This window comes from Microbacterium sp. SY138 (genome assembly GCF_039729145.1).
GTDB lineage: Bacteria > Actinomycetota > Actinomycetes > Actinomycetales > Microbacteriaceae > Microbacterium > Microbacterium maritypicum_A.
This window is the reverse complement of record NZ_CP155793.1, coordinates 2,311,553-2,328,774: the sequence shown is the minus strand read 5'-3', so window position 1 is coordinate 2,328,774 and position 17,222 is coordinate 2,311,553. Positions and strand designations below refer to the sequence as shown.

Below are 17,222 nucleotides of genomic sequence, written 5' to 3'. Positions count from 1 at the left end.
CTTCCGGACGATCAGGAGGCGCGGCGGGCGCGGGCGGCGCGACGCTTCAGAGCGCGGCGCTCGTCTTCGGAGAGACCGCCCCACACGCCCGAGTCCTGGCTGGTCTCCAGGGCGTACTGCAGGCAGATCTCGGTGACGGTGCAGGTGGCGCACACAGTCTTCGCCTTCTCGATCTGATCGACGGCCGGGCCGGTGTTCCCCACGGGGAAGAAAAGCTCGGGGTCGACAGTCAGGCAGGCGGCCTTATCGCGCCAGTCCATGGGGGCTCCTCGGTGTGGATTTCAAGAGATGTCGCGATGCGACCTCTCGGATTCGGGTAGTAGTTCGGGTTCCGCTACCCTGTTGAGATGCGGACGGAATGCCCGCGAATTGTGATGCGAGCGTGAACGCTCGCCCCACGCCGCTGTGGGAGCACATGACTTTCTCTATTCTGTTACATGAAAACCGTGAAATCAAGGGTTTTCTCCTCTTTCGATCCTTGGGAGACACCGTGCGCGCACCCGGAATCGCCCTCGCAGCTGCGGCGGTCCTCGGCCTCGAGGCGGTGGCACTCCTGGTCTTCGCCGTGATCGAGCTCGCCGGCCTCGGTGCGGGCGACGCGGCCTCGCTGCCGACGGCGCTGGCACTCATCGTGCTCACGCTGATCGGTGCCGCAGCCCTCGTCGCGTTCGCCGTCGGCACACGTGTGGGCAAGTCGTGGGCGCGGTCCGGGGGAGTGGTCTTCCAGGTGCTCGCCGTGGCTCTCGCGCTGGCGTCTCTCACGCTGCAGCCGATCGCGTGGACATTCACCCTCGGCGTCGGGCTTCCCGGGCTGCTCGGATTCGTCCTGCTGATCTCGAGCGCGCGTCTGGAAGGCCCGCAGCGCGCTGCCGAGTGACCTCAGCGCCGTGCGGGCCGCGGGGCTCATCGGCCTCGGATCGAAAGTCGCGGCTCAGGCGTCGATGCCGAGATACTTGCGCAGTCGTGCGACGTGGCCGGTGGCCTTGACGTTGTACTGCGCGAGAGCGATCTTGCCCTCTTCGTCGAGCACGAAGGTCGAGCGGATAACGCCCTCGATGCGCTTGCCGTAATTCATCTTCTCGCCCCACGCGCCGTACGCCGTGTGCACCGCGTGGTCGGGATCGCTCAGGAGCGGGAAAGTCAGCCCGTCGCGCTCGCGGAACTTCGTCAGCGTGGCGGGTTCGTCGCGCGAGATGCCGATCACCCGATAGCCGGCGCCCTGGAGTGAGGAGATGCTGTCGCGGAAGTCGCAGGCCTCGGTGGTGCATCCGGGGGTCATCGCAGCCGGATAGAAGTACAGCACGGTCTTCTGGCCGCGCAGGTCGTCCAGACGGACGGTGTTCCCGTCCTGGTCGAGGAGGGAGAAGTCGGGGGCGGCGGTTCCGGGTTCGAGGCGCTGAGTCACGTGTCCAGCCTAACGGCCGGGCGCCTGCTCCGCCTTGTCCGCGAAGGTCTGCAGGAGCCGCTGCAGGGAGTCGAGCCGCGCTCGACCGGTCTCGCCCAGTTCGCCGCTCTCCGCGGCCTCGATGAGGGCGCAGTCGGGGGCGTCGGCGAGATGGGTGCAGCCGCGTGGGCAGTTCTCGGCGATCGCGGCGAGCTCGGTGAACGCCGCAAGGATGTTCGCGGGATCGACGTGTCCGAGACCGAACGAGCGCACGCCGGGGGTGTCGATGACCCAGCCGGTCCCGCGGGGGCCTTCGTAGCGCAGCGACACCGTCGACGACGAGGTGTGCCGCCCGCGTCCGGTGACCTGATTCACGTGGCCGGTGGCGCGCAGCGCCGTCGGGACGAGCGCGTTGACGAGCGTGGACTTGCCCACTCCGGAGTGGCCGACGAAGACGGTGGAGTGTCCTACGAGGGATGCGCCGATCTCGTCAACGGGCATCTGATCCTGCGCACTGGTGAACACCCGCAGGTCGAGCCCGTCGAAGTGCGTGAGGAACTCGGTGGGATCCGCGATGTCGGTCTTGGTGACGACGAGGAGTGGGCGGATGCCGGCATCCAGCGCGGCCACGAGATAGCGGTCGACGAGTCGGGCGCGGGGCTCGGGGTCGGCAGCCGCGACCACGACGAGCATCTGATCGGCGTTGGCGACGATCACGCGCTCCACCTGGTCGGTGTCGTCGGCACTGCGTCGCAGCAACGAGGTGCGGTCGATGATGCCGACGATGCGGGCGAGGGTGCCTTCGTCTCCCGATGTGTCGCCGACGACTCGTGCCTGATCGCCGGTGACGATCGGCATACGTCGCAGCTCCCTGGCGCGCGTGGTGGTGATCATGCGCTCCTCGGCGGTGTCCTCGCCGAGGAGGACGGAGTACCTGCCGCGGTCGACGCCGAGCACTCGACCCACCTGCGCATCCTCGTGCGCTGGGCGACGTTTGGTGCGCGGGCGGTTCGCCTTCGGGTTGGGGCGCGTCCGGATGCTGCTCTCGTCGAAGTCCTCGAAGTCGTCTTCGAGGTCGTCGGCGTCGTCGAGCCAGCTCATCCTCAGCCCCGCAGCATCCGCTCCCAGAGCATCGTGAACTCCGGGAGGGTCTTGGCGGTCGTACCGATGTCGTCGATCTCGACGGCGGGGATGCGCAGGCCGATGAGCGCTCCGGTGGTGGCCATCCGGTGATCGTGATGTGCGGCCCATCCGCCGCCCTGCAGTGGGCGGGGGATGATGCGGAGGCCGTCGGGAAGTTCTTCGGCTTCGCCGCCGAGCTTTCGGAGGTTGCCGATCAGTGCGGCGATCCGGTCGGTCTCGTGCAGACGGATGTGCCCGATGCCGCGGATCGTGGTCGGAGACTCCGCGAAGGCGGCGAGGCCGACCAGGGTCGGCGTCAATTCGCTGGCCGCGGAGAGGTCGAGATCGAGGCCGCGGATTCCGGAGCCGGCGCGCACGGTGAGCGTGCCGCCGTGACGGCCGACGTGCGCTCCCATGGCCTGGAGGATCTCGGGCAGCAGCGCACCGGGCTGGGTGGAGTGGGCGGGCCAGCCCGTGATCGACACCGATCCGCCGGTGACGAGTGCCGCGGCGAGGAACGGTGCGGCGTTGGAGAGATCGGGTTCGATCGCGATCTCCTTGGCGCGCGGCACGCCCGCTTCGACCAGCCATTCGCCGACAGCGGGGCGCTCGATGCGGATGCCGCGTCGGCTGAGGGCCTCGATCGTCATGTCGATGTGCGGGAGGCTCGGCAGGTGCTCGCCGGTGTGGACGAGGTGCAGGCCGACGTCGAACCGAGGAGCGGCGAGCAGAAGCCCGGAGACGAACTGGCTGGATGCCGAGGCGTCGATCTCGACCCGTCCACCGCGGATCCGACCGTGACCGCGGATCGTGAAGGGGAGCGCCCAGGTGCCCTCGTCGTCGATGTCGACGCCGAGATCGCGCAGCGCGCTGATCAGGCCGCCCATCGGACGGTGGAGGGCGGTCTCATGGGCGGTGAGATGCACGTCATGTTCCGCGAGTCCGGCGAGCGGGGCGATGAATCGCATCACGGTTCCGGCCTGCCCGCAATCGATCGTGGTGCCGCCACGGAGCTTCGCGGGGGTGACGACCAGATCAGGTCCGAACTCGTGTCCGGCGTCCACCTCCTCGATACCGACCCCGAGAGCGCGGAGAGCGTCGACCATGCGCGCGGAGTCGTCGGAGTGCAGCGGCGAGATCAGGCGGCCGGGGCCGTCGGCGATCGCGGCGATCATCAGCTCGCGGTTCGTCAGCGATTTGGAACCGGGGATCGTGAGCTCGGCGTGCACCGGCACGTCGATCGTGGGCGCGGCATAGGCGCCCTGCACACGGGAAGGGGAATACCTGTTGGCGCTCATCGGTTCTCACCTTAGTAAACACAGGGAGCTTCGTCGCGAAAGACAGGCATCCCGGCGCGAAGGAGAGAGTATGCCGGCGACGTTGGAGCGCGAGGTGTTCGACCTCAGCGGCCTAGACTGGCCGATGATGGATGACACCGCAACCGCAGACACCGTCAGCGACCCTCGGCGCGAGTTCGAGGAGCAGGCGATCCCTTTCATGGATCAGCTCTACGCCGCGGCGATGCGCATGACGCGCAACCCGGCCGACGCCGCCGACCTCGTGCAGGAGACCTTCGTCAAGGCCTATGGGTCCTGGGCGACGTTCTCGCAGGGCACGAACCTCAAGGCGTGGTTGTACCGGATTCTCACGAACACCTACATCAACATCTACCGCAAGCGCCAGCGGGAGCCGTTCCAGGGAACGATCGACGAGCTCGAGGACTGGCAGCTGGGCGGAGCAGAGTCGACCACGGCGTCGCACAGCCGGTCGGCCGAAGCCGAAGCCATCGACCGGATGCCCGCGTCGGTCGTCAAGGACGCGCTACAGGCCGTTCCGGAGGATTTCCGGCTGGCGGTGTATCTCGCCGACGTCGAGGGCTTCGCGTACCAGGAGATCGCCGACATCATGAAGACCCCCATCGGCACCGTCATGAGCCGTCTGCACCGTGGCAGGCGGATGCTGCGGGAACTGTTGGCAGATTACGCCGCTGAGCGGGGCATCGCCGCGGCTGAGACGAGGAGCAAGAAATGAGCGACTGCGGCTGCGACAAAGCCCGTCAGGATCTGGAGGAGTACCTCCGCAACGAGGTGTGCAAGACCGAACACACCGAGATCCGCGAGCATCTCGAGAACTGCCCGTCGTGCCGGGACGAGGCGCTCGTCGCCACCACCCTCACCGATGTGATCGCCCGTGCCTGCAAGGAGACGGCTCCGGAGGAGCTGCGCGACCAGGTGTTCGCGCGTCTGCGGGCCGTTCAGGCGACACAGCACTGACACACGCGTCTGAGGCCGTCGCTAGTGTGGATGGATGACCTCCATCGATGCGCGCGACGTTCCCGCTGACAACACCTCGACGGAAAGACTGGCCGGATCCGGGCTCGAGTACCGAGTCGTCGATCTGAGCGACGAGGCGAGCGCTTCCGCCTTCGCCCGCGCTGTCGACCGAGGGTTCCTCGGGTCCGACCCGAACGCCGAGATGCGGGCTCAGGTGCGGAAGACGTTCGCCGAGCGACGGAACATCGGTGTCTTCGAGAAGACACCGCCGGCGACCGCTCTGCCGGTGGCGACGATCAACAGCTGGGTGACTCCGCTCACCGTCCCCGGCGGCGAGATCCCCATGTGGGCCATCAGCGTGGTCACGGTCTCGGCGACGCACCGGCGTCGCGGGATCGCCCGGGCACTGCTCGAGGGCGAACTGCGCGCGGCAGCATCCGCAGGGGTGCCGATCGCGGGGCTCACCGTGTCTGAGGCGACGATCTACGGTCGGTACGGGTTCGGATCGGCGATCCCGGTCGCGCGTCACACGGTCGACACCCGACGCGCAGGCTGGAGGGGTCCGACGCCGACCGGCCGGCTCGAGTACATCGATGGCGAAACCCTCGCCGCCGATCTCGGCACGGTGCACGAGCGCGCCCGGGGCCGGGCGTCGGGCCAGATCCCCGGCTGGCAGGGTCGATGGGAGGGGTACGCGGGCGTCGCGCCCACCCCGGATCGCGACCAGGCGCGCGGGGTGCGCTACCTCGACGAGGAGGGTGCGCTGCGCGGTGTGATGGCGTACACGGTGGGGGAGGCCGGCGGAACCTTCCGCTTCCGGATGGACGTGCGCCTGCTGGTCGCCGAGACCGACGATGCGCGCACCGCGCTGTGGCGTTTCGCGCTGCAGCACGATCTCGTCGACGAAGTGGTCGCCGACCTCCGCCCGATCGACGACCCGCTGCCGTGGCTGGTCCACGACACCCGCGGGGTGAAGCAGGAGGTGCACGATCACGGGTGGCTGCGCATCCTGGATCTGCCGACCGCCCTGACCGCGCGCCGCTATTCCGCACCGATCGACACGGTCCTTCGCGTGGAGGACTCCCTGGGCTTCGCGAGCGGCGACTGGCGTCTGCGCGTCGATGACGCCGGGGTCGCGACGGTGGACGCGGCCGCGGGAGGCTCCGCGGTCGACGTCACACTCGACGTCTCGACGCTCTCCGCGCTCTACGCGGGGGGTGTCCGTGCGTCCACACTGCACGGTGCCGGACGGATCTCCGCCGAATCCGAGGCGGTCGAGGCGCTCGATCGGGCGCTCGTCGCCTTCCCGGCACCGTCGCTCGACATCTGGTACTGATTCCGGAGGGGAGACGAAAGGGGCGCCACGACCGAAGTCGCGGCGCCCCTTCTCGTCTGACGATCAGCCGAGGGTGACCGCCGCGCGGATCAGCGCGGCCTGCTCAGCCGCGTGGACCTTCGAGGATCCGGTCGCCGGCGATGCCGAGGCCGGGCGCGACACCGGGCGGAACGAGCGGTCTCCGGGAACGTCGGCGAAGGCGAGCGCCAGGAACGGCCAGGCGCCCTGGTTCTCCGGTTCTTCCTGCACCCACACCAGTTCGGCGTTCGGGTAGGAGTCGGTGATGGCCTTGAGCTCGTCGATCGGCGTCGGGTACAGCTGCTCGAGCCGGACGAGGGCGACCTCGGGGTTCGGGTTCTTCTCGAGCTCGGCACGCAGATCCCAGTGCACCTTGCCCGAGTGCACGAGCACCCGCTTGACGGCGGTGCGGTCGAGCCCGCGGTCGTCATCGATGACCGGCTCGAAACGACCCTGCGTGAACGCCTCGACCGGGCTCGTCGCGCCGCGCAGACGCAGCATCGCCTTCGGTGTGAAGACGATGAGCGGCTTGCGCGGTCGGGCGTAGGCCTGGCGGCGCAGCAGGTGGAAGTACGACGCGGGGGTCGACGGACGCGACACGATCATGTTGTCCTGCGCGCACATCTGCAGGAAGCGCTCGATGCGTGCCGACGAGTGGTCCGGCCCCTGGCCTTCGTAGCCGTGGGGGAGGAGCAGGGTCACGCTGGACTGCTGTCCCCACTTCTGCTCGGCGGCCGAGATGTACTCGTCGATGACCGACTGGGCACCGTTGACGAAGTCGCCGAACTGGGCCTCCCAGAGCACGAGCGCCTCGGGAGCCTCCACCGAATAGCCGTACTCGAAGCCGAGGGCGGCGTACTCGCTGAGCAGCGAGTCGTAGACGAAGAAGCGCCCTTGAGCGTCGGAGAGGTTCGACAGCGGCAGCCATTCCTGGCCGTTCGCACGGTCGTGCAGGGTCGCGTGCCGCTGCACGAACGTGCCGCGGCGAGCGTCCTGGCCGGCGAGCCGGACGGGCGTTCCCTCCACCAGCAGCGAACCGAATGCGAGCAGTTCGCCGAAGCCCCAATCGATGTTGCCGTTTCGGCTCATGTCGAGGCGCTTGTCCAGCAGCTGCTGGATCTTCGGGTGCACCGTGAAGCCCTCGGGCTTGTTCACGAAGGCGTCGCCGATCATCTGGATGACCTCGCTCGGCACACCGGTGATCTCGGGGGCACCGACCTGGTCGTCGACGGGGGCCTGCTCCGGAGCGATCGGCAGAGCGCCGGTCTCGGCGGCGTGCGTCTCGGCGAACGCGATCTCCAGGCGGTTCTGGAAATCGGCCTTGGCCTCGTCGTACTCCTGCTCGGTGATGTCACCACGGCCGACGAGCGACTCGGTGTACAGGCGGCGGACGGAACGCTTCGCCTGGATGAGGTCGGTCATCAACGGCTGCGTCATCGAGGGGTCGTCGCCCTCGTTGTGACCACGTCGGCGGTAGCAGACGAGGTCGATCACGACGTCACGGTGGAAGCGCTCGCGGTACTCGAACGCGAGCTGCGCGACGTGGATGACGGCCTCGGGGTCGTCGCCGTTCACGTGGAACACCGGCGCCTGGATCGTCTTGGCGACGTCGGTCGAGTAGATCGACGTGCGGCCGTCGTTCGGCGTCGTGGTGAATCCGACCTGGTTGTTCACGACCACGTGGATCGTGCCACCGGTGCGGTAGCCGCGCAGCTGCGACATCTGCAGCGTCTCGACCACGACACCCTGACCGGCGAAGGCCGCGTCGCCGTGCACGAGGATCGGCAGCCAGGCGAAGGTGCCGATCGGCTTGCGGTCCTGTTTGGCGCGGACGATGCCTTCCAGCACGCCATCGACGGTCTCGAGGTGCGAGGGATTGGCGGCCAGGTAGACCGGAAGCTCGGAGTCGTCGTCGGCGACGAAGGTGCCCTCGGTGCCGAGGTGGTACTTGACGTCGCCGGAACCGCGCTGGTTGCCCGGGGTCTGCGTGCCCTCGAACTCACGGAACACCTGGCCGTAGGTCTTGCCGGCGATGTTGGTGAGCACGTTCAGACGGCCGCGGTGCGCCATGCCGATCGCGGCGCCCTCGAGGCCGGCGGTCGCGGCGCCCTGAAGGATCTCGTCGAGCAGCGGGATGAGCGATTCGCCGCCCTCGAGCGAGAAGCGCTTCTGACCGACGAACTTGGTCTGCAGGAAGGTCTCGAAGGCCTCGGCCTCGTTGAGCTTGCGGAGAACCCGCAGCTGCTCGTCGTGGCCGGGCTTCTGGTACTTGACCTCCACCTTCTCCTGGAACCAGCGACGCTGCTCCGGGTCCTGGATGTGCATGTACTCGATACCGAGCGTGCGGCAGTACGAGTCGCGGAGCACCCCGAGGATGTCGCGGAGCTTCGCGATGCGCCGACCGCCGAACCCGCCGGTGACGAACTCGCGGTCCAGGTCCCAGAAGGTGAGGCCGTGGCTCTCGATCTCGAGGTCGGGGTGCGAGCGCTGCACGTACTCGAGCGGGTCGATGTCGGCCATCAGGTGTCCGCGCACACGGAACGAGTTGATGAGCTCCTGCACACGGGACTGCTTGTCGACGCGTTCGGCGAGGTCGACGGCGATGTCGGGGTTCCAGCGGATCGGCGCGTAGGGGATGCGCAGGGCCGCGAAGATGTCGTCGTAGAACCCGCGCTGGCCGATGAGCAGCTCGTGCACCTTCTTCAGGAACTCGCCGGAGCCGGCGCCCTGGATGACGCGGTGGTCGTAGGTGCTCGTGAGCGTGATCGTCTTGCCGATCGCCAGCTCGTTGAGCGTCTTCTCGCTCGCGCCCTGGAACTCGGCGGGGTACTCGAGGGCGCCGGCGCCGATGATGCAGCCCTGGCCCTTCATCAGACGCGGCACCGAGTGCACGGTTCCGATGCCACCCGGGTTCGTCAGCGACACCGTGGTGCCCTGGAAGTCGCCGGCCGTCAGCTTGTTGCCGCGGGCGCGGGTGACCAGGTCTTCGTATGCTGAGAGGTACTCGGTGAAGGTGAGGGTGTCGGCGCGCTTGATGCTGGGCACCATGAGGGCGCGTGTGCCGTCGGGCTTGGGCAGGTCGATCGCGATGCCGAGGTTGACGTGCGCCGGCGCGACCACGGAGGGCTTTCCGTCGACCTCCGCGTAGAACACGTTCTGGCTGCGGAACTCGTCGAGTGTCCGGATGAGCGCCCAACCGATGAGGTGGGTGAAGCTCACCTTGCCGCCGCGGGTGCGTGCCATGTGGTTGTTGATGACGATGCGGTTGTCGATCATCAGCTTGGCCGGCACGGTGCGAACGCTGGTGGCGGTCGGGACGGTGAGCGACTCGTCCATGTTCGCGGCGAGGGTCTTGGGCAGACCGCGCAGCGGCGTGACCTTGTCCTCTTCGGCGGGTGCCGGAGCGTCCTTCGACTCGGATTTCGCCGGCTTCGGGGCCTGGGCGGGGATCGGCGCGGCAGCGGCGGGCTTGGCCGTCGTGCGCGCCACCGGCTGCGAACCGATCACCGGGATCGGTGCGGTGACGGGATGAGCCGCCGCCGGCGCATCGGGTGTTGCCGTGGGAGCTGCGGAAGCCGTCTCGGAGTGGTACTTCTCCAGGATGGGCCACCACTCCTTGTCGACGGAGTCGCGGTTCACCTTGAACTGCTCGTAGAGCTCTTCAACGAGCCAGGAATTGGCTCCGAACCCCCCGTCGCCGTTGACGCCGGTCACCTGGTTCGACACTCTCGATCGCCCTCTTTCATCGCTGAAGCTCTCTGGTGCGGACGTCGACGCAGGATGCGTTCGGGCCCGCACACTCTCGACCAACAAGCCTAACGTGTTTCGCTATGGGAATCGTCGAAGCTGAGCGCCCACCGCGTCGCGATCTGGGTACCGTGGAAGCATGAAGTTCTCTGGAGAGCAGCCGACCGTCGATCTGACCTACTCCGACGTCTTCCTCGTACCGCGCAGATCCGCGGTCACCAGCCGTCTCCAGGTCGATCTCGCCCCGCAGGACGGCACCCCGGCGACCCTGCCACTCGTCGCCGCGAACATGAACTCCGTGACCGGTCCGCGCATCGCAGCCGTGCTCGCGCGGCGTGGCGCGCTCGGCGTGCTGCCCCAGGACCTGCCGCTGCAGGATCTCGATGCGGCGATCCGCGAGGTGAAGTCGCAGCCCGTGCTCTGGGACACGCCCATCGTGCTGCCTCCCGAAGCATCGGCGGCCGATGCGCTCCGTCTGCTCCCGGCGACCAGCGGTCACGGGATCGTCGTCGCCCGCGGGACGGCGCCGATCGACGTCGAGCGCATCCTCGGGATCCTCCCGGCGACCCGCCTGGCCACGGCGCTCCCCGATGCGCAGCTCGGCGATCTCGTGCACCACGGCACGCCGGCGATCGACGCGGACGACATCGGCTCGGAGCGGCACGCGTTTGACGTGATCACCGACGCAGGCGTCGAGATGGTGACCGTCGTGCACCACGGACACCTCGTCGGAACGCTGAGCGCCCGGAGTGCGCTGCGCTCGACGCTCTACCGCCCTGCGGTCGATTCCGATGGGCGCCTCGCGGTCGCCGCGGCCGTCGGGATCAACGGCGACGTCGCGGCCAAGGCCAAGGCACTCGCGGCGGCAGGCGTCGACGTTCTGGTCGTCGACACCGCCCACGGCCACCAGGAGGGGATGCTGCGGGCTCTGCGCGCGATCGCCGAGCTCGACCTCGGCCTCCCCGTCGTCGCAGGCAACATCGTCACCGCCGACGGCGTGGCCGATCTGGTCGACGCGGGGGCCTCGATCCTCAAAGTCGGCGTCGGCCCCGGCGCCATGTGCACCACCCGCATGATGACCGCGGTCGGCCGCCCGCAGTTCTCCGCCGTGCTCGAGACCGCGCAGGCGGCACGCGAGCTCGGTGCGCACGTCTGGGCCGACGGTGGCGTGCGCTATCCGCGCGATGTCGCTCTGGCCCTCGCCGCCGGCGCGGCCTCCGTCATGGTGGGATCCTGGTTCGCCGGCACCATCGAGGCACCGGGGGAGTTGCAGCGCGACGCAGAGGGGCGTCTGTTCAAGGAGTCCTGGGGCATGGCGTCGACCAAGGCCGTCCAGGCGCGCTTCGGTCGCCTCGACGCTTACGAGCGTGCTCGCAAGGAGCTCTTCGCCGAGGGCATCTCCTCATCGAAGATCTATCTCGACCCGCTCCGTCCCGGGATCGAAGACCTTCTCGACATGATCACCTCCGGTGTCCGCTCATCCTTCACCTACGCCGGCTCCTCGTCTGTACCGGAGTTCCATGAGCGCGCAGTGGTGGGCCTGCAGTCGGCGGCCGGCTACGAAGAGGGCAAGGCGCTGCCGGTCAGCTGGTGACCGCGAGCGCACTCCCCGTCGTCTTCGGTACAATCGTCGGCATAATGGACGACCCTCCCAGTTGTAGAACATCGCCCCACTGTCCGCCTCTCTCACAGGAGAGGAACCTCTGATGGACTACATCATGTTGGGCGTGGGGCTCCTGCTCACGGTCGGCACCGGCCTCTTCGTGGCGAGCGAGTTCGCATTGGTGAACCTCGATCGCGCCGAACTCGAAGCCAGGCAGGCACGCGGTGAATCGCGGCTCTCGCTCACGATCAGCGCCCTCAGGCACACATCGACGCATCTCTCGGCGGCCCAGCTTGGCATCACGCTCACGACGCTTCTGACCGGTTACACGATGGAGCCGGCGCTGTCGAACCTCCTGCGCCCGACCCTCATCGCCTGGAACCTCCCTGAAGCGGCCGTCGCGCCGATCGCGACCATCGTGGCGATGCTGGTGGCGACGGTGCTCTCGATGATCCTCGGCGAACTCGTCCCCAAGAACTTCGCCCTCGCTCTGCCGCTGGCCACGGCGAAGCTCGTGATCCCTTTCCAGATCGCGTTCACGACCGTGTTCAAACCGGCCGTCGTGGTGCTCAACGGCAGTGCGAACGGCGTACTGCGCGGCATGGGGATCGAGCCGAAGGAAGAGCTGTCAGGCGCCCGCAGCGCGGAGGAGCTGTCATCGCTCGTGCGGCGGTCCGCCAACGCGGGCCTGCTGGAGGCCGACACCGCCTCGCTGCTCGACCGCACCCTCATGTTCTCGCGCCTCACGGCCGCCGACGTGATGACGGCCAGACCGAGCATGCACGCGATCGCTGCAGGCGACTCGGTGGACGACGTCATCCAGCTCGCGCGACGCACGGGCCACAGCCGCTTCCCCGTGTACGACGACGACCTCGACGACATCACGGGCGTCGTGCACCTGAAAGCCGCCATCTCGGTTCCGCGCGAGCGGCGCACGGAGGTGCCGGTGGGCGCTCTCGCGACGGAACCGCTCCGCGTTCCGGAGACCGTGCACGTCGACGCCCTGATCGCGGAACTTCGTGCGCGCGGTTATCAACTCGCGATCGTCGTGGACGAGTACGGCGGGACCGCGGGGCTGGTGACCTTGGAAGACCTCGTCGAAGAACTCGTCGGAGAGGTCGCCGATGAGCACGATCGCACCCGCGCGGGAGTCATCCGCAACCGGGAGGGCGTCACGTTCCCCGGAGAGCTGCGCCCGGACGAGCTGCGTCGCCGTGCCGGTGTGGAAGTACCCGAGGGTGATGTGTACGACACCGTCGGCGGCTACGTCATGAGCGTGCTCGAGCGCGTGCCCGCGGTGGGCGACGAGGTCTCTCTCGACAGCGGCGTGCTGCAGGTGGTCCGCATGGATGGCAGACGGGTGGATCGGGTGCGCTACGTGCCGAATCCGCTCGATGGCGATGAGGAGGTGACCCGATGAGCGATTGGGCAGGACTCGCCTGGCTCGTCGTGCTCCTGGTCGCGAATGCGTTCTTCGTCGGTGCCGAGTTCGCGGTGATCTCGGCCAGGCGATCGCAGATCGAGCCTCGAGCCGACCAGGGCTCGCGCGCCGCGAAGACCGCACTGTATGCGATGGAACACGCGACGCTGATGCTCGCGACGTCGCAGCTGGGCATCACGATCTGCTCGCTTCTCATCCTCAATGTGTCCGAGCCGGCGATCCACCATCTGCTCTCCGTGCCGTTGCACGCGCTCGGGTGGCCGGACGGTGCGGTCGACGCCGTGTCGTTCACGATCGCATTGGTGATCGTGTCCTTCCTGCACGTGGTGTTCGGCGAGATGGTGCCGAAGAACCTGGCGTTCTCGGTGCCGGACCGTGCCGTGCTGATCCTCGCCCCACCGCTGGTGTGGGTGTCGAAGGTGTTCATGCCCGTGATCTGGGTGCTCAACGCGGCAGCCAACGGCGTCCTGCGCCTGTTCCGGGTCGAGCCCAAGAACGAGGCCGCATCGACGTTCACGCTCGATGAGGTCGCGACCATCGTCAGCCAGTCGCGTCGCGAAGGCGTGCTCATGGACACGGCGGGAACAGTCGCCGCAGCGGTCGAGTTCACCGACAAGAAGGCGCGGGACGTCGCGGTGCCACTGAGCGATCTGGTCACGCTGCCCCAATCGACGACGCCCGACGACATCGAGAAGGCGGTCGCACGATACGGGTTCTCGCGCTACGTGATCGTCGACGACGCATCCGTACCGATCGGCTATGTGCACCTGAAGGACATCCTCCGCGCGTCCGAAGGCCCCGACGCCGAGGCCAAGATGGTCGAGCCGGTTCCAGCCAAGCGCATCCACCACATGGTGCCGGTGCAGGAGGACACGGATCTCGAGGACGCCCTCGCGGTCATGCGTCGCGCGGGTCGGCATCTGGCGAAGGTTCGTGACGCGCAGGGCAACACCACCGCCGTGCTGTTCCTCGAGGACATCCTCGAGGAGTTGGTCGGGGAGGTGCAGGACGCGACCCGTCGCTTCCGCGGACGCTGATCGTCGCTCGGACGGACGAAGGCCGCCGACCCCTCTCAGGGGATCGGCGGCCTTCGTCGTCCGGGCACTGTTCAGCGCAGGCGGGCGCGCTCGTACTGCGGTGGCCAGACGATCTCGGCGTCGAGCTCGTGCGCAGCACGGAGCGCGAAATGGGGGTCGCGCAGCCACTCCCGTCCGGCGAAGATCGCATCCGCGGCTCCCTCGCTGAGCACCTGCTCGGCCTGGGACGCCGCGGTGATGAGACCGACCGCCGATACCGGGATCCGACCGCCCTGACGCACGGTCTCGGCGAGCGGGACCTGATAGCCGGGGAAGACACTGATCCGCTGGTGCGCGACCAGGCCGCCACTCGAGACGTCGATCAGATCGGCACCTCGCTGCGCGGCCCAGTCGCCGACGATCGCCGCTTCCTCGGGTGTGAACCCGCCGTCGGCATGATCGGTGGCGGAGATGCGCACGAACAACGGCACATCGGCTCCTACGGCTTCGCGGACCGCGTCGACGACGCGCAGCAGCAGGCGGGCACGGTTCTCGAGCGAGCCGCCGTACTCGTCCCTGCGCCGGTTCGACAGGGGAGACAGGAACTGGTGCAGGAGGTACCCATGCGCCCCGTGCACCTCCAGCACGTCGAACCCGGCGTCCGTCGCGCGTCTCGCGGCGGACGCGAATGCGTCGACCACGCGGTCGATCCCGGCGAGGTCGAGGGCGACCGGCTCGTCGAAGCCGTCGAAGGCGATGGCCGAGGGAGCGGATGTCGTCCACCCACCATCGACGGCCGGCACCGATCCGCGTTCGGGTGCCCAGGGCCACCACGTCGATGCTTTGCGGCCGGCATGGGCGAGTTGGATGCCGGCGTGGGCTCCGCGGTCATGGATCGCCTGGACGATCGGGGCGAGGGCGTCGCGCTGCGCGTCATCCCAGAGCCCCAGGTCACGCGGTGAGATCCGTCCCTCGGGGGCCACGGCCGTCGCCTCGGCGATGATGAGTCCCGCGCCGCCGGACGCGAACTGTACGAGGTGCGTGTGATGCCACTCCTGGGCCACGCCGTCGACCGCGCTGTACATGCACATGGGCGAGACCCAGAGGCGGTTGCGGAAGTCGACGGAACGGATGCGCAGCGGGGAGAAGAGAAGACTCACGGTTCGACGGTACCGCCGCGCGGGTGCAGGACGGGCCGTCGCACTAACGTGGAGTCATGTTCGAGGTGCGCGAGTGGACACGCGGCGACACGGCGCGGTTGTTGCGTGCGCCGACCGCGGATGACGACAAGTACGCCCGTGGCGTGGTGGCGCTGCGCACCGGATCGCCCGCGTATCCCGGTGCCGCGGTGCTCGGCGTCGAGGCGGCGTGGCGGGCCGGGGCGGGCTTCGTCCGCTACGTGGGCGCGGAGCGGGTGGCGGATGCCGTTCTCGCCCGGCGACCGGAGACCGTCGCCGGGGCGGACACGGGGCGTTCGAGGGTCGACGCCTGGGTGATCGGATCGGGGACGGACCCGGCGCACCGCAGCGACACGGAATCCGGTGCTCTGCGGGAGATCCTCTCCGGCACCGCCGCCGTCGTGATCGACGCCGGAGCGCTCGATCTCGCCGAACGCGCGACGGCGCCGTTCCTCGTGACGCCCCACGCGCGGGAGTTCGTCCGGCTGCAGGAGAGGCTCGGAATGTCCTCGACCGCGGAGGATCGCGCGCAGGCCGCGCGGCACATGGCGGACACGCTCGGGGGCGCCGTGCTGCTCAAGGGCGCGCGTACGCTGATCGCGGCCCCGGACGGGACGGTCATCGCCGTCGAAGCGGGGACCGGCTGGCTGGCCACCGCGGGGACGGGCGACGTCCTCGCCGGCGCGCTGGGTGCTGTGCTCGCGGCGAACCCCGGACGCCCGATCGCCGAGGTCGCCGCGGCCGGAGCATGGCTGCACGGCCACGCCGGGCGTATCGCCGCCGGCGTGCGTGACGGCGGGACGGGGCATCCGATCGTCGCGATGGACGTGGCCGAGGCCCTTCCACTCGCGATCGCGGACGTCCTGGCGTGAATCGCGCGTCGACGGCCCGGGTGGTCGCGCTGTGGAGCGTCTTCCTCGTCGTGCACGCGCTGACCGCATGGGCCGGCTGGGTCTACCCCAGCCAGCCCATGGGCGATGTGGTGCTCGTGTACGAGCCCTGGGCGTCCTCTGCACTCGGTGGGGGGCCGATCGTCGGTGTCACCGAGACATGGGTCTACCCTCAGCTCGCCCTCGTGCCGATGCTCGTCGCCGCCGTGCTCTCCGCGCCGCTCGTGCCTCTGCTCGGAGTATCCAGTGCGTATCTTGTCGGATGGGCGGTCCTGGTCGTCATCCTCGACGCTGTCGCCTTCGCTGTGCTGGTGGGGCGCGCGCCCTCGCACGCGCGCCGTGTCGCGGCCTGGTTCTGGTGCGGCGCACTGGTGCTCCTCGGACCGATCGCGCTCTACCGGATCGATGCGATCACCGTCCCGATCGCCGTGATCGGCGGACTCTGGCTCGTGTCGCGGCCCGCTGTCGGAGCCGCTCTCCTCACGATCGGGGCATGGATCAAGATCTGGCCCGGTGCGCTCGTGCTCGCCGCCGTCGTCGCGCTCCGCGCGCGCGTGCGGGTGCTGGTCGCCGCCGCCGTCGTCAGTGTCGGGGTCGTCGCGACTCTGCTCCTGCTCGGGGCAGACACCGAGGTCCTCGGCTTCCTGACCGAGCAGACCGGACGAGGGCTGCAGATCGAAGCCGTGGCCGCCACCCCCTTCCTGTGGCTCGCGGTCGCCGGCGCCGCCCGCATCGAGTACAGCTTCGAGATCCTGACCTTCCAGATCACCGCGCCGGGGGTCGACGTCGTCGCCGCGGCGCTCACACCCCTCATGGCGATCGCGGTGCTCGCGGTGACTGCGGTCGGGGCACTCAAGGCGGTGCGCGGCGCGAGCTTCCCGAGACTGTTCCCTCCGCTCGCTCTCACACTGGTGACGCTTCTGATCGTCACCAACAAGGTCGGTTCACCGCAGTTCCAGACCTGGTTGATCGCTCCGGTGATCCTGTGGCTCGTGCTCGATCGGGCCCGAGCACGCGTTCCCGCCGTCCTCGTCCTCGCGCTCTGCCTGCTCACGTGCCTCGTCTATCCGATCGGCTACGACGGGCTGCTGCGGGCCGACGCCCTCTCGGTCGCCGTCCTCACGGTGCGCAACATCCTTCTCGTCGTCCTGCTCGTCCTCGCAGCCCGCGCTCTCCTGCGCGTGCCTGTCCGCCATCCGAAAACCCAGGAGTGA

General features: G+C 68.8%; 15 protein-coding genes. 9 read left to right on the top strand and 6 right to left on the bottom strand.

Translation table 11 applies throughout. The features are described 5' to 3' along the window. Nucleotides 1–11: 11 nt before the first annotated feature. The gene (locus ABDC25_RS11095; RefSeq protein ID WP_017203224.1) at nucleotides 12–260 is read right to left on the bottom strand and encodes a WhiB family transcriptional regulator; all 249 of its coding nucleotides are present in this window, start codon (nucleotides 258–260) and stop codon (nucleotides 12–14) included. Nucleotides 261–490: 230 nt separating this feature from the next. Between ABDC25_RS11095 and ABDC25_RS11090 the strand changes: the two genes are divergently transcribed. Beyond that, nucleotides 491–877 (top strand): hypothetical protein, encoded by a 387-nt coding sequence (locus ABDC25_RS11090; protein WP_322953962.1) that lies wholly within the window; start codon nucleotides 491–493, stop codon nucleotides 875–877. A 54-nt stretch (nucleotides 878–931) separates the two neighbouring features. On the opposite strand, the gene bcp is transcribed toward ABDC25_RS11090, so the two are convergent. From bcp to aroA, 3 genes are read right to left on the bottom strand one after another with little or no spacing between them, the layout of a single operon-like run. Next, on the bottom strand, nucleotides 932–1,405 hold the full coding sequence (gene bcp, locus ABDC25_RS11085; protein ID WP_347122968.1) for a thioredoxin-dependent thiol peroxidase: 474 nt from the start codon (nucleotides 1,403–1,405) through the stop codon (nucleotides 932–934). A 9-nt stretch (nucleotides 1,406–1,414) separates the two neighbouring features. Continuing rightward, nucleotides 1,415–2,485: a ribosome small subunit-dependent GTPase A gene (rsgA, locus tag ABDC25_RS11080; RefSeq protein ID WP_021199861.1), complete on the bottom strand. Its 1,071-nt coding sequence runs from the start codon at nucleotides 2,483–2,485 to the stop codon at nucleotides 1,415–1,417. A gap of 2 nt (nucleotides 2,486–2,487) precedes the next feature. After that, entirely contained in the window at nucleotides 2,488–3,804 is a 1,317-nt protein-coding gene (gene aroA / locus ABDC25_RS11075; protein ID WP_031207372.1) for a 3-phosphoshikimate 1-carboxyvinyltransferase, read from the bottom strand. A gap of 124 nt (nucleotides 3,805–3,928) precedes the next feature. Here aroA and ABDC25_RS11070 point away from each other — a divergent pair, with 124 nt between their 5' ends. From ABDC25_RS11070 to ABDC25_RS11060, 3 genes are read left to right on the top strand one after another with little or no spacing between them, the layout of a single operon-like run. Further along, nucleotides 3,929–4,537 carry a sigma-70 family RNA polymerase sigma factor gene (locus ABDC25_RS11070; protein ID WP_231479889.1) on the top strand — a complete coding sequence of 203 codons (609 nt, stop codon included), beginning with the start codon at nucleotides 3,929–3,931 and terminating at the stop codon, nucleotides 4,535–4,537. Further along, nucleotides 4,534–4,779 carry a zf-HC2 domain-containing protein gene (locus ABDC25_RS11065; RefSeq protein WP_021199864.1) on the top strand — a complete coding sequence of 82 codons (246 nt, stop codon included), beginning with the start codon at nucleotides 4,534–4,536 and terminating at the stop codon, nucleotides 4,777–4,779. The genes ABDC25_RS11070 and ABDC25_RS11065 overlap by 4 nt, the downstream gene beginning before the upstream one ends. A gap of 34 nt (nucleotides 4,780–4,813) precedes the next feature. Then, nucleotides 4,814–6,115, top strand: a complete 1,302-nt coding sequence (locus tag ABDC25_RS11060; protein WP_347122966.1) for a GNAT family N-acetyltransferase — start codon at nucleotides 4,814–4,816, stop codon at nucleotides 6,113–6,115. Between the two features lie 63 nt (nucleotides 6,116–6,178). Here the strand turns inward: ABDC25_RS11060 and ABDC25_RS11055 are convergent, their stop codons facing one another. Continuing rightward, nucleotides 6,179–9,859, bottom strand: a complete 3,681-nt coding sequence (locus ABDC25_RS11055) for a multifunctional oxoglutarate decarboxylase/oxoglutarate dehydrogenase thiamine pyrophosphate-binding subunit/dihydrolipoyllysine-residue succinyltransferase subunit (protein WP_029258234.1) — start codon at nucleotides 9,857–9,859, stop codon at nucleotides 6,179–6,181. Nucleotides 9,860–10,019: 160 nt separating this feature from the next. Between ABDC25_RS11055 and ABDC25_RS11050 the strand changes: the two genes are divergently transcribed. From ABDC25_RS11050 to ABDC25_RS11040, 3 genes are all read left to right on the top strand, one after another. Then, complete coding sequence (locus tag ABDC25_RS11050; RefSeq protein WP_347122965.1) at nucleotides 10,020–11,474, top strand: GuaB1 family IMP dehydrogenase-related protein; 1,455 nt, start codon at nucleotides 10,020–10,022, stop codon at nucleotides 11,472–11,474. Between the two features lie 112 nt (nucleotides 11,475–11,586). Then, entirely contained in the window at nucleotides 11,587–12,903 is a 1,317-nt protein-coding gene (locus tag ABDC25_RS11045; RefSeq protein ID WP_021199868.1) for a hemolysin family protein, read from the top strand. Further along, nucleotides 12,900–13,961 (top strand): hemolysin family protein, encoded by a 1,062-nt coding sequence (locus tag ABDC25_RS11040; protein WP_021199869.1) that lies wholly within the window; start codon nucleotides 12,900–12,902, stop codon nucleotides 13,959–13,961. The genes ABDC25_RS11045 and ABDC25_RS11040 overlap by 4 nt, the downstream gene beginning before the upstream one ends. A 71-nt stretch (nucleotides 13,962–14,032) precedes the next feature. Here the strand turns inward: ABDC25_RS11040 and ABDC25_RS11035 are convergent, their stop codons facing one another. Next, nucleotides 14,033–15,100, bottom strand: coding sequence for an NADH:flavin oxidoreductase/NADH oxidase (locus ABDC25_RS11035; protein WP_347122963.1), 1,068 nt, complete (start codon nucleotides 15,098–15,100; stop codon nucleotides 14,033–14,035). Nucleotides 15,101–15,156: 56 nt separating this feature from the next. Between ABDC25_RS11035 and ABDC25_RS11030 the strand changes: the two genes are divergently transcribed. Both ABDC25_RS11030 and ABDC25_RS11025 read left to right on the top strand, forming a co-directional pair. Continuing rightward, nucleotides 15,157–15,990 (top strand): ADP/ATP-dependent (S)-NAD(P)H-hydrate dehydratase, encoded by an 834-nt coding sequence (locus ABDC25_RS11030; RefSeq protein ID WP_347122962.1) that lies wholly within the window; start codon nucleotides 15,157–15,159, stop codon nucleotides 15,988–15,990. Beyond that, complete coding sequence (locus tag ABDC25_RS11025) at nucleotides 15,987–17,222, top strand: hypothetical protein (protein ID WP_347122961.1); 1,236 nt, start codon at nucleotides 15,987–15,989, stop codon at nucleotides 17,220–17,222. Before ABDC25_RS11030 ends, ABDC25_RS11025 begins: the two co-directional genes overlap by 4 nt.

Excerpts from the sequence above, each read along its gene's own strand:
- ABDC25_RS11095 (WP_017203224.1), bottom strand. The coding sequence starts at position 260 with ATGGACTGGCGCGATAAGGCCGCCTGCCTGACTGTCGACCCCGAGCTT.
- rsgA (WP_021199861.1), bottom strand. The coding sequence starts at position 2,485 with ATGAGCTGGCTCGACGACGCCGACGACCTCGAAGACGACTTCGAGGAC.
- aroA (WP_031207372.1), bottom strand. The coding sequence starts at position 3,804 with ATGAGCGCCAACAGGTATTCCCCTTCCCGTGTGCAGGGCGCCTATGCC.
- ABDC25_RS11070 (WP_231479889.1), top strand. The coding sequence starts at position 3,929 with ATGATGGATGACACCGCAACCGCAGACACCGTCAGCGACCCTCGGCGC.
- ABDC25_RS11065 (WP_021199864.1), top strand. The coding sequence starts at position 4,534 with ATGAGCGACTGCGGCTGCGACAAAGCCCGTCAGGATCTGGAGGAGTAC.
- ABDC25_RS11060 (WP_347122966.1), top strand. The coding sequence starts at position 4,814 with ATGACCTCCATCGATGCGCGCGACGTTCCCGCTGACAACACCTCGACG.
- ABDC25_RS11050 (WP_347122965.1), top strand. The coding sequence starts at position 10,020 with ATGAAGTTCTCTGGAGAGCAGCCGACCGTCGATCTGACCTACTCCGAC.
- ABDC25_RS11045 (WP_021199868.1), top strand. The coding sequence starts at position 11,587 with ATGGACTACATCATGTTGGGCGTGGGGCTCCTGCTCACGGTCGGCACC.
- ABDC25_RS11040 (WP_021199869.1), top strand. The coding sequence starts at position 12,900 with ATGAGCGATTGGGCAGGACTCGCCTGGCTCGTCGTGCTCCTGGTCGCG.
- ABDC25_RS11030 (WP_347122962.1), top strand. The coding sequence starts at position 15,157 with ATGTTCGAGGTGCGCGAGTGGACACGCGGCGACACGGCGCGGTTGTTG.